Below are 10,156 nucleotides of genomic sequence, written 5' to 3'. Positions count from 1 at the left end.
GCCAGCTCCCACAGGTACTCCACAGGCCTCTGGCCTTGTGCTATCCCTGTGGGAGCTGGCTTGCCGGCGATAGGGCCAGACCAGGCAACACTCAGGCCCGTTCCCCACACAGATCCAGGGCAAACCACCGTTCTGCCGTGTCGACATCCAGCCCAGCCCCCAGCAGCGCAACCATCTTGGCCAGCGCCGCCTCCCGGGTCATGCCCCCGCCACTGATTAGCCCGGCCCCGCGCAAGCGGTTACCCGCCGCATAGGTGTCGAACACCACCGACCCCTCAGGGCACTGGCTGATAGCCGCCAGCATCACGCCCCGCTGGCGTGCCGCGCTCAGCACATCCAGCAACGCCTGGTCATCCGATGGCCCGGTACCGCTGCCGTAGCACTCCAGCAGCAACCCCTGCACGCCGCTGCCCAGCAGTGCCTGCAAGTGCCCGGCCTGCAGGCCCGGGAACACCGGCACTACCGCCAGGTTGACCGGTTGGCGCGGGTGCTTGTAGCCAAGTTCGGCTGGGATCGCCGTGGCGCGCTCACTGTCACGATGACGCGGTAGCGCGGCAAAGGCATCGAACGCCTCGCTGCGCAGCTTCGACGCCCGGCAGCCATGCAGCAGCTGCCCATGGAAATACAGTTGCACGCCATCTTCCAGCCCTTGTTCGAACTGGCGCAGTGCGCCACACAGGTTGCCCCAGGCGTCGCTGCCCGCGGCACCTGCCGGCAGCATCGAGCCGGTCAGCAGCACCGGCACCGGCAGGCCCAGCAGCAGGAACGACAATGCCGCAGCGCTGTAGGCCAGGCTGTCTGTGCCATGCAGCACCAGCACGCCGTCATGGCCAGCCACTTCTACCGCTGCGACGATGGCATCGCGCATCGCCAGCCAGTTGTGCTGTTGCATGTTGGCGCTGTCGAGCAGGGGGTTCAGTTCCTGCAGGGTCCATTGCACCTGGGGCGCATCGGCCAACCGGGAGAAGTGTTCACGCATCCGCGCTTCGAAACCACCGGCCGGCGCCAGGCCTTCCGGTGTTTCGAGCATGCCGATGGTGCCACCGGTATAGAGAACGAGAAGATTCTTTACTACACGCATGGAAAGCATCCGGAGCGATGAGCGGAGAAAGAAAAGCCGCCCGCGAACGGGGCGGCTGGGCAGGGCAGGATATCAGCGCTGCGTCTGGGCTTGGCCAACCGCTTTGTCAGTGGCTGTTTCCGCCTGCGGATTGGCAGGCCAGGCATTGCGGTCCAGGTCCAGGTCGGTGAACTTGGCCGAGTCGAACACTGGCTGGTCGACGCCCGCCTTGCGCTGCTCGTCGTAGTCGCGCATCACGCGCAGGCCGACCTTGAACAGCAGGGCCAAGGCCACCAGGTTGACGAAGGCCAGGCAGGTCATGGTGATGTCGGCGAAGGCGAACACGGTCGACAGGTCCTGCATCGAACCCCATACCACCAGCGCCAGTACCAGGCCGCGGAACACCATCAGTACCACGCGGTTGCGGCTGAGGAACTGCAGGCTGTTCTCGCCCAGGTAGTAGTTGTAGAGGATGCAGGTGAAGACGAACAGCGACAGCGCCACGCTGACGAACACGCGGCCCCAGTCACCGACCACGGCTGCCAGCGAGTTCTGGGTCAGGACGATGCCGTCACCTTCGAAGCCCGGGGTGTAGAAGCCCGACAGCAGGATCAGCAACGCGGTGCAGGTGCAGATCACGAAGGTGTCGAGGAACACGCTGAAGGCCTGGACAACGCCCTGGGCACCAGGGTGTTTCACGGCGGCCACGGCGGCGACGTTCGGCGCACTGCCCAGGCCCGCTTCGTTGGCGAACACACCACGCTTCACGCCCATGACGATGGCGCTGCCGAGCAGGCCGCCGAATGCCGGGTCGAGGCCGAAGGCGCTCTTGAAGATGGTTTCCAGCATGGCCGGCACGTGTTCGATCTGGGTGCCGATCACGTACAGGGTCACGCCGATGTAGGCCAGGGTCTTGACCGGTACCAGCAGGTCGGACACCGCGGCGATGCGCTTGATGCCGCCGATGAAGGTGATGGCCAGCAGCACGGCGAGTACGATGCCGGTGTGCTTGGGGTCGAAGGCAAAGGCGTTCTGCAGCGAGTGGGTCACGGTGTACGACTGCAGGCCGATGAAGGCGAAGCCGTAGGTGACCAGCAGCAGGATCGAGAACACGATGGCCATGCTTTTCAGCTTCAGGCCGTGCTGGATGTAGTAGGCCGGGCCACCACGGTACAGCCCATCGCCATCGGCGCGCTTGTAGACCTGGGCCAGGGTGCATTCGAAGAAGCTGCTGGACATGCCCACCAGTGCGGTGACCCACATCCAGAACACAGCGCCTGGTCCACCCAGTGTCACGGCAATGCCGACACCGGCGATGTTACCGGCGCCCACGCGGCCGGCCAGGCTCAGCATCAGGGCCTGGAAGGAACTCAGCTGGCCTGCCTGGCCACGCAGCGATTCCTTGAACACACCGAACATGTGGCCAAAATGACGGAACTGGACGAACCGGGAACGGATGGTGAAGTAGCTACCCAGCCCTACGATCAGCACAATGAGAAGTTTCCCCGAGAGGAAATCGTTGAGTACTTCGAGCATTGGAAAATGACCTCGATTCTTATTGTTCGTGTGGAAAGACCAGCGGACGGCAGGCGCACCGCTATTCGTTGGGGCGCATGGTTGGCTATGACAAGAGTGGTTACAATTTCGCGGGTTGCTCTGATTTGATGCGACTTGATGCTACACTGGCATCATTCGCGTCACCTGAGTCCCTGCCATGAGCGATCATTTCGCTACCAATCTGAAATTGGCCTGCAGCCACTACCGCTCTATCTCCGAAGTTTGCCGCCAGCTGTCGATCAATCGCGCGCAGTTCAACAAGTACCTGAGCGGGCAGAGCCGTCCGACGGCTTACAACCTCAAGCGCATCGGCGATTTCTTCGGGGTCGAGGACTACGAACTGAGCCTGCCGGCCGATCAGTTCGCCCGCCTGATTGGCGCCCGTGTATCGCCGCTGGCCGAGCAGCCCGGCGACCCGATCAGTGAATTGTTCCGCCCATTGCATGAACACGCCGGCAACCTGTCGCGCTATTGCGGTTACTACTTCGAGTATTCCAACTGCATGTCGGTGCCGGGCACGATCCTGGTGTCGCTGGTGCACCTGTGGGAAGAGCGGGGCCGCTTCCTGTTCGAGCGCCAGGAACGCCAGGAACGCTCCAGCGCCACCGACCAGCATGCCGAGGTGCGTTGCCGCTACCTGGGCGCGGCGTTCCAGTTGCAGGACCGGGTGTTCCTGATCGACTACGAGTCGCTCACCTTCAACGAAATGAGCCAGACCATCCTCATCCCCAGCTTCAAAAGCCGCATCACCCGCCTGAACGGCTTGAAGGCCGGCGTCTCCAGCGGCGACCGGCGCAACCCGGCCTGCACCCGGGTGGTGTGGGAATACCTGGGCGAGGAGATCAATCGCATCAATGCCTACCGGCAGGTAAAACTGTACCGGCCGGATGATCCACGCATAGATGACGATGTGCGTGAGCGGCTGAGCGTGGGCCCGTTGCGTAACAGCCTGTTCGAGATCGAGTGATGTATTTTTCAGAGAAAAAGTTGATGTAACCACTCGCCAATCGGGTTGCCTGGGTCGAGCAGCAACTTGATCGCCATGATGCAGCAAACACCGACCAGCAATGGCTTGATCAGCCGTGGGCCAAAGTGCACTGCGCAGCGTGCGCCCAATTGAGCCCCCGCAAAAGCCGCGAACGCCATTGCCAGGGCCAGTGGCCAGATGATCGCCCCGCTGATTGAAAAGACTGACAATGCGCCCAGGTTACAGGCTGCGTTCAAAAGCTTGCTGGTACACACAGCTTGTATCAAGTGCTGGCCCAGGAGGATCACGCAGGCCAGCATGAAGAACGAGCCGACACCAGGGCCGAAGATACCGTCATAAAAGCCAATGATCGGTGCAACCGTCACGCAGAACAGGCTGGTCGATATCTTTGCCTTGCGCGCTTGTTCATTCGGCTTTGGGCTGAAGGCAAAGTAGGCGGCTATCAGAATCAGCAGTGGTGGGACGCACGCCTGCAGAACGCTTTTGGGCACGTAAGTTATCGACAAGGCACCCAACGCCCCTCCGATAAACGACATGACAGCCATTGGGCTGCCCCGTCGCCAGTCGATCATGCCTTTGCGGGCGAAGGCGCACGTAGCCGAAACCGTAGCCGAAGCCGCCTGGAACTTGTTGGTGGCAATTGCCGCCAAGGGTTCGTTACCGGCAATGAACAACACCGGGAGCGTGATCAGGCCCCCACCACCGGCGATAGCATCGAAAAAGCCGGCCATCAGTGCCACCAGTGCGAGCGTCAGAACAAGCGTTACGTCGAATTCGATCATTGGGTGTTTTCCTGGGATCAGCCACGCACCAGCAGTGGGTCTTCAGCGAGCACCAACGGTACCGCGAAGGGGGAGTATCCGAATTGACGGATGAGCAGCCGCCGGTTGTCCTGAACCATGTCGCGGCCGTGCAAGGCCCGGCTGTTGTTGATCAACAGAGCGCTGTCAGGCTGCAGGACAAACGCCAGTGGTCGTGCGTTATCCAGTGCTTTCTGAAAGGAGTCGAAAGCGCGCGCCGCTGCGCTGCAGGCGCGTTCATTCAGGCTGAAGCGATAGCTGTTGTAACGAACAGAGAAACCACCATTGGGCTCGAATTGCAGAATTGAAACTGCTTTGCCTGCATTGCCCTGTCCGGGAGCGAAGCAGTCACTGCGGGTGAAGTCGAAAGACGTTGAAGACAGCGCAAGTGTGTCCAGGCTACCCAAGCGTTCGATGATTTCCCGGAGCGGGAAGACATTCGTAGGTTCATTGGCGGGGTTCCAGCGCGCAGTCAGAATAAGTGCAGAGGGGGCAGGGGAGTTGGCATTGGTGGAAATTGTCGAGCAGTTGTAGGGCGCTTCAGTGTGCGGCCCCAAGCGCAAGCCCGCATGCGAGCTGGTTTCAACTTCCAGGCAGGGGTCTTCGTCAAGCCGCGGAACGCGGCCACCGCCCTTGAAGTTGCCGACCAGGCGAACCTGTTTACCATCGTTGTCTATATCGAAGGCGAAATTGCGGTAGCGCACGAGCTCCAGCAGCAGTTGATTGCGGGAGGCAAGGTATTGGCATCGAGGGTTTTGCGCCAGGGCGGAAATGTCGGGCAGGTACTCTGGTATTGGCTCGTTGGCACAAGGCATCTGCCTGTACATCAAGGCAGATAGCTGGCCTTCACTGAAGCGTTGTAACAGCGCGCGCTGTTCCTCACTCAAGGCTCGCTCGAGTTGATCGGCGAATATACGAGCCTGAAGTGCTACACCTTTGGCCTCCGGGCCACCCAAGTCAGCAATGGTCTGGCTTGCAAAGGTTATGGCCTTGCTTTGCTCCGGGCTGAAATCCAGGTATGCAACTTCCGAATGAGGCATTGAACGTTCCCTGTACTTGTTTTTGTGAAGCTCCCCGGCTGGCAAGTGGGGGAGTCAACTATTCAATGCGGTTGTGCTGCTGCATGAAAGTCAGCTCGTTCCTGGTATGTCGTAGGAGATTTCTGCCTGTGGTGGTGTTGAAATGTGGAACTTTGGAATCACTACCGCCTGTGGCATCGAAAGGGGCCGGTGTTGGACTTCCCCGCCCGGAAACCGCAAAATGACCCCTTTCCTTCAATCAACCTCTCCGGATCTGCTGACTCTATGCGTATGCGCCTAATGCTGTTGGGTGGTGGCAATGCCCTCGGGCAAGCGCTGATTCGTCTTGGGGCCGAGGAGGACATCGCATTCCTGGCGCCGCGCCCGCCCGAGAACGGCTGGACGCCGGCCAGCCTCACTCAGTTGCTCGACGATCATCGTCCCGATGCCTTGGTCAACCTGGCCTATTACTTCGACTGGTTCCAGGCCGAGTCGGTCAGTGAGCAGCGCCTTGCCCAGCAGGAACGGGCTGTGGAGCGCCTGGCAGAGCTGTGCCAGCACCACCAGATCACCTTGGTGCAGCCTTCCAGCTACCGCGTGTTCGATGGCTCGCGGGCCACGGCCTACAGCGAAAAGGACGAGCCGATGCCGCTGGGCCTTCGTGGCCAGGCCCTGTGGCGCATCGAGCAGAGCGTGCGCGCGGCTTGCCCGCAGCACGTGCTGTTGCGCTTTGGTTGGCTGCTCGACGAAAGCATCGACGGGGCGCTGGGTCGCTTCCTGACCCGTGCCGAGCAACCCCAGGAGCTGCTGCTGGCGGATGACCGGCGTGGCAACCCGACGCCGGTCGACGACGCCGCCCGAGTGATCCTCTCGGTGCTCAAGCAACTTGATTGCAGTGCGCCGCTGTGGGGCACTTACCATTACGCCGGCAACGAGGCGACCACGCCGCTGGCGCTGGGCCAGGCGATCCTTACCGAAGCAGGCCAGTACCGCCAGTTGGCCGTGCAGGCACCGACGCCGCAGGCCCATGCCGCTCGGCCGGATGCCAGCGAAGAGCCGCAGCACGCAGTACTGGCCTGCAAGAAAATCCTTCATACCTTCGGCATCAAGCCGCGCGCCTGGCGTGCCGGCCTGCCGCCTCTACTGGACCGGTTCTACCGCCATGGCTGACGCCCCCATCCTGATCACCGGCGGTGCCGGCTTCATTGGCTCCCATCTGTGCGATGCGTTATTGGACAAAGGCTACGCCGTACGCATTCTCGACGATTTTTCCACTGGCCAGCGGGGCAACCTGCAGGTCGACCACCCACGCCTGGAACTGGTTGAAGGCGATGTTGCCGATGCCGGGCTGGTCACGCAGGTTGCGGCTGGCTGCAGTGCCGTGGTGCACCTGGCAGCGGTGGCCTCGGTGCAGGCCTCGGTGGAGGACCCGGTGCGGACCCACCAGAGCAATTTCATCGGCACTCTCAACGTGTGCGAAGCCATGCGCGTGCATGGGTTGCGCCGGGTGCTGTTCGCCTCCAGTGCGGCGGTGTACGGCAACAATGGTGAAGGCGAGTCGATTGCCGAAGACACCCCCAAGGCGCCGCTGACCCCGTATGCAGTGGACAAGCTGGCCAGTGAGCAGTACCTGGACTTCTACCGTCGCCAGCATGGCCTGGAGCCGGTGGTGTTCCGCTTCTTCAATATCTTCGGGCCGCGCCAGGACCCATCATCGCCGTATTCCGGGGTGATCAGCATCTTCTCCGAGCGCGCTGTGAAGGGTTTGCCGATTACGGTGTTCGGTGACGGTGAGCAGACCCGGGACTTCCTCTACGTGGGCGATCTGGTGCAAGTGATGGTGCAGGCGCTGGAGCAGCCGCAGGTCGAGGAGGGGGCGGTGAATATCGGCCTCAACCAGGCAACGTCGCTCAACCAGTTGCTGGCAGCGCTTGAGAAGGTGGTGGGTAGCTTGCCGGCGGTCAGTTATGTGGCGGCACGTTCGGGTGACATTCGCCATTCGCGGGCGGATAACCAGCGCTTGTTGGCGCGGTTCGAGTTTCCGCAGGCGACGCCAATGGTCGAGGGGCTGGCGCGGCTTTTGGGCAAGGGCTGAAATTCTTGGGGGCGCTTTGCGCCCCTATCGCCGGCAAGCCAGCTCCCAAAAGGGCGAGTACGCGATCCTGTGGCAGTTGGCTTGCTGGCGATAGGCTGCGCAGCAACCCCCAATCATCGATGCCGCACCACTTTTCGCAGGCAATCCCCTGCCGCCAGCACCCGCCCATCCCGGGCCCGCACCTGCAGTGTTTCCAGCGCCTGCCCCGTATCGCCATCCACCAACTCCGAACGCAGCTCGCCCGCCTCGAACAGAAACCGCTCCCCCCACTGCCTCAAGCCAACCACCACCGGGAACACCGATCGTCCTTTTTCGGTCAGCACATACTCCTTGTAGGCACTGCCATCCGAAGCCGGCTGCAGCGTCAGCAGCCCGCTTTCCACCAGCCACTTCAAACGTGAGGCGAGGATGTTCTTCGCCAGCCCCAGGTTTTTCTGAAACTCACTGAAGCGCCGCAGGCCATCGAAGGCGTCGCGCAGGATCATCAGCGCCCAACGGTCTCCCAGCACCTCCAGGGCACGGGCGACGGGACATTGCGTATTGTTTTCATCGAGCATGGATGGGGCCTTTCGCGTTCATCTGGTTGCAGATTAAAACCACATTTGCTAAATAGCCAGCATGTAGTTTCAATTCGAAACCAGATTGACGAGGCCGGCCCGATGAACCCTGCACTGACACGCTGGATAACCCTGCTGCTGGCCATCACCAGCGCCATGGCCGTGGCGACAGTGTATTTCGCCCAGCCCCTGCTGGAGTCGATGGCCGCTGACCTGGGCGTGGCGCAGCAGCGGATTGGTTGGGTAGTTGGCGCGACCCAGGCGGGCTATGTCCTGGGGTTGTTGCTGATCGTGCCGCTGGGGGACCTGATCGACCGTAAGCGGCTGTTGCTCGGGCAGATGCTGTTCTCGGCCCTGGCGCTGATTGGTGTAGGCATGGCGCCCAACTGGGCGCTAATGCTGTTGGCCCTTGTCATCACCGGGTTGATGGCGGTCATGGTGCAGGTGATGGTGGCGCATGCCGCGAGCCTTGCCGCCCCCGGCCAGCAAGGGCAGGCCGTAGGCACCGTCACCAGCGGCGTGGTGCTGGGCATTCTGCTGGCGCGGCTGGTGTCGGGCGGGCTTGCCGACCTGGCTGGCTGGCGCAGTGTGTACCTGGTTGCCGCGGGGCTGCTGATGCTGCTGGCCCTGGTGCTGTGGCGCAACCTGCCCACGGGGCAACCGGGGTCGCTGCGGTCTGGTTATCGGGCGCTGATCGTTGCTCAGTTCAGGCTGTACCGGCACGACCGGCTGCTGCGTCAGCGCGGGTTGTTCGGCGTGTTGATCTTCGCTGCGTTCAGCGTGCTCTGGAGTGCCATGGTCATGCCCCTGAGTGCCGAGCCACTGGCGCTGAGCCATACCGAGATCGGTCTGTTCGGCCTGGCGGGTGTTGCCGGCACGTTGGCGGCAGCGCGCGCCGGTCGCCTGGCCGACCAGGGGCTAGCGGAGCGCACCACCGGGGTAGCGCTGGTTCTGCTGGTGCTGTCATGGCTGCCCACGGCCTTCGTCGGGCATTCACTGATGGCCTTCGGGGTGGGTGTGCTGATGTTGGACTTTGCCGTGCAGGCAGTGCATGTCACCAACCAGAGCCTGCTGCTGGCCGGGCGTGGCGCAATGGCCAGCCGGTTGATCGGCGCCTACATGTGCAGCTATTCGCTTGGCAGTGGAGTGGGGGCAGTGCTGGCGAGCTGGGTGTATGCCCATTGGGGTTGGGCAGCGGTGTGTGGGCTTGGGATGGGCATCAGCGCGGTGGCGCTGGGGTATTGGCTATGGCTGCAGCGCGCAAGGGCGGCCGAAGCCGCCCTGCAGTGTTCAGGTCAGAACTTGTAGCCAAGGCCGACCATGTACACCCACGGGTCGACATCGACATCGACCTTGGTCTTGCTGTAGCCCAGTGCGCTCGGGCCGTTGACGCTGGCCTTGGTGTCGATGTCGACGTACCAGACCGATGCGTTGACCAGCAAGTTGTCGGTGATCATGTAGTCCATGCCCAGCTGGCCGGCGATGCCGACCGAGTCTTGCAGCTTCAGGTTGCTGAAGCCCTGCTGTTTGCGTGCACTACTGAGGTCTTCATCGAAGAACAGGGTGTAGTTGATGCCGACGCCGGCATACGGCTGGAACTTGGAAGTCGGTTCCATCGGGTAGTACTGCAACGACAGGGTCGGTGGCAATTGCTTGATGTCGGCCAGCTTGCCGTCCAGGCCGCCGCCCAGACCTTTGACGCCGACGGTGTGCTTGAACGGGGTGGCTGCCAGCAGCTCCAGGCCGATATGGTCGGTGAGCATATAGGCGAAGGTCAGGCCCAGTTGGGTGTCGCTGTCCAGAGTCGCCTTGGTGCCCGAGACTTTGTTGCCGTCGAATTTCAGGTCGCCGCTGCTTTCGTTGGGAGCGGTGGTAATGGCACCTGCGCGGACGATGATATCGCCTGCCTGGTGGGCGTGGGCGACAGGGGCAGCGAGCGCCAGGGCCGCGAGGGCGGCGCTGAGCAAGGACTTGTTCATGGAAGCTCCCAGAGGACGTGAGTAATCGAGTAGTCCAATGGTACGGATGCCGTTAAACAGAAAGTTTGACCCAGCTCAAAGAAGCGTCGTCACGAATTCGA

The 10,156-nt window shown here is 62.1% G+C and carries 10 protein-coding genes; 4 read left to right on the top strand and 6 right to left on the bottom strand.

The features are described 5' to 3' along the window. Positions 1 to 91: 91 nt before the first annotated feature. Positions 92 to 1,081, bottom strand: a complete 990-nt coding sequence (locus ACK1U9_RS13510; RefSeq protein ID WP_046615935.1) for an asparaginase — start codon at positions 1,079 to 1,081, stop codon at positions 92 to 94. A gap of 72 nt (positions 1,082 to 1,153) precedes the next feature. Next, positions 1,154 to 2,596, bottom strand: a complete 1,443-nt coding sequence (locus tag ACK1U9_RS13505) for an alanine/glycine:cation symporter family protein (RefSeq protein WP_046615936.1) — start codon at positions 2,594 to 2,596, stop codon at positions 1,154 to 1,156. Positions 2,597 to 2,774: 178 nt separating this feature from the next. On the opposite strand from ACK1U9_RS13505, the gene ACK1U9_RS13500 reads away from it, so the two are divergent. Next, positions 2,775 to 3,584: a helix-turn-helix domain-containing protein gene (locus ACK1U9_RS13500; protein ID WP_085601402.1), complete on the top strand. Its 810-nt coding sequence runs from the start codon at positions 2,775 to 2,777 to the stop codon at positions 3,582 to 3,584. 8 nt (positions 3,585 to 3,592) lie between these two features. On the opposite strand, the gene ACK1U9_RS13495 is transcribed toward ACK1U9_RS13500, so the two are convergent. Both ACK1U9_RS13495 and ACK1U9_RS13490 read right to left on the bottom strand, forming a co-directional pair. Then, a complete protein-coding gene (locus ACK1U9_RS13495; RefSeq protein WP_449109946.1) occupies positions 3,593 to 4,387 on the bottom strand; it encodes a TSUP family transporter in 795 nt (264 codons plus the stop codon). Positions 4,388 to 4,404: 17 nt separating this feature from the next. Further along, positions 4,405 to 5,445 carry a hypothetical protein gene (locus tag ACK1U9_RS13490; RefSeq protein WP_108481576.1) on the bottom strand — a complete coding sequence of 347 codons (1,041 nt, stop codon included), beginning with the start codon at positions 5,443 to 5,445 and terminating at the stop codon, positions 4,405 to 4,407. A gap of 264 nt (positions 5,446 to 5,709) precedes the next feature. Here ACK1U9_RS13490 and ACK1U9_RS13485 point away from each other — a divergent pair, with 264 nt between their 5' ends. Next, entirely contained in the window at positions 5,710 to 6,594 is an 885-nt protein-coding gene (locus tag ACK1U9_RS13485; protein ID WP_046615940.1) for a sugar nucleotide-binding protein, read from the top strand. After that, complete coding sequence (locus ACK1U9_RS13480; protein ID WP_046615941.1) at positions 6,587 to 7,519, top strand: NAD-dependent epimerase/dehydratase family protein; 933 nt, start codon at positions 6,587 to 6,589, stop codon at positions 7,517 to 7,519. The genes ACK1U9_RS13485 and ACK1U9_RS13480 overlap by 8 nt, the downstream gene beginning before the upstream one ends. A gap of 113 nt (positions 7,520 to 7,632) precedes the next feature. Here ACK1U9_RS13480 and ACK1U9_RS13475 read toward each other — a convergent pair whose 3' ends face one another. Then, positions 7,633 to 8,076, bottom strand: coding sequence for a winged helix-turn-helix transcriptional regulator (locus ACK1U9_RS13475; protein WP_046615942.1), 444 nt, complete (start codon positions 8,074 to 8,076; stop codon positions 7,633 to 7,635). Between the two features lie 102 nt (positions 8,077 to 8,178). On the opposite strand from ACK1U9_RS13475, the gene ACK1U9_RS13470 reads away from it, so the two are divergent. After that, positions 8,179 to 9,384 carry an MFS transporter gene (locus ACK1U9_RS13470; protein ID WP_449109945.1) on the top strand — a complete coding sequence of 402 codons (1,206 nt, stop codon included), beginning with the start codon at positions 8,179 to 8,181 and terminating at the stop codon, positions 9,382 to 9,384. On the opposite strand, the gene ACK1U9_RS13465 is transcribed toward ACK1U9_RS13470, so the two are convergent. Further along, a complete protein-coding gene (locus ACK1U9_RS13465) occupies positions 9,372 to 10,055 on the bottom strand; it encodes an OmpW/AlkL family protein (RefSeq protein ID WP_046615944.1) in 684 nt (227 codons plus the stop codon). The genes ACK1U9_RS13470 and ACK1U9_RS13465 overlap by 13 nt on opposite strands. Positions 10,056 to 10,156: the final 101 nt, after the last annotated feature.

The sequence above is a fragment of the Pseudomonas sp. XP1 genome (assembly GCF_053557675.1).
Note: the sequence above shows the minus strand (reverse complement) of the source record. Positions and strands in the feature narration are given on the sequence as shown.

Bases quoted from the DNA above. Each gene is read 5' to 3' on its own strand.
- ACK1U9_RS13510 (WP_046615935.1), bottom strand. From the start codon at position 1,081: ATGCGTGTAGTAAAGAATCTTCTCGTTCTCTATACCGGTGGCACCATC.
- ACK1U9_RS13505 (WP_046615936.1), bottom strand. From the start codon at position 2,596: ATGCTCGAAGTACTCAACGATTTCCTCTCGGGGAAACTTCTCATTGTG.
- ACK1U9_RS13500 (WP_085601402.1), top strand. From the start codon at position 2,775: ATGAGCGATCATTTCGCTACCAATCTGAAATTGGCCTGCAGCCACTAC.
- ACK1U9_RS13495 (WP_449109946.1), bottom strand. From the start codon at position 4,387: ATGATCGAATTCGACGTAACGCTTGTTCTGACGCTCGCACTGGTGGCA.
- ACK1U9_RS13490 (WP_108481576.1), bottom strand. From the start codon at position 5,445: ATGCCTCATTCGGAAGTTGCATACCTGGATTTCAGCCCGGAGCAAAGC.
- ACK1U9_RS13485 (WP_046615940.1), top strand. From the start codon at position 5,710: ATGCGTATGCGCCTAATGCTGTTGGGTGGTGGCAATGCCCTCGGGCAA.
- ACK1U9_RS13480 (WP_046615941.1), top strand. From the start codon at position 6,587: ATGGCTGACGCCCCCATCCTGATCACCGGCGGTGCCGGCTTCATTGGC.
- ACK1U9_RS13475 (WP_046615942.1), bottom strand. From the start codon at position 8,076: ATGCTCGATGAAAACAATACGCAATGTCCCGTCGCCCGTGCCCTGGAG.
- ACK1U9_RS13470 (WP_449109945.1), top strand. From the start codon at position 8,179: ATGAACCCTGCACTGACACGCTGGATAACCCTGCTGCTGGCCATCACC.
- ACK1U9_RS13465 (WP_046615944.1), bottom strand. From the start codon at position 10,055: ATGAACAAGTCCTTGCTCAGCGCCGCCCTCGCGGCCCTGGCGCTCGCT.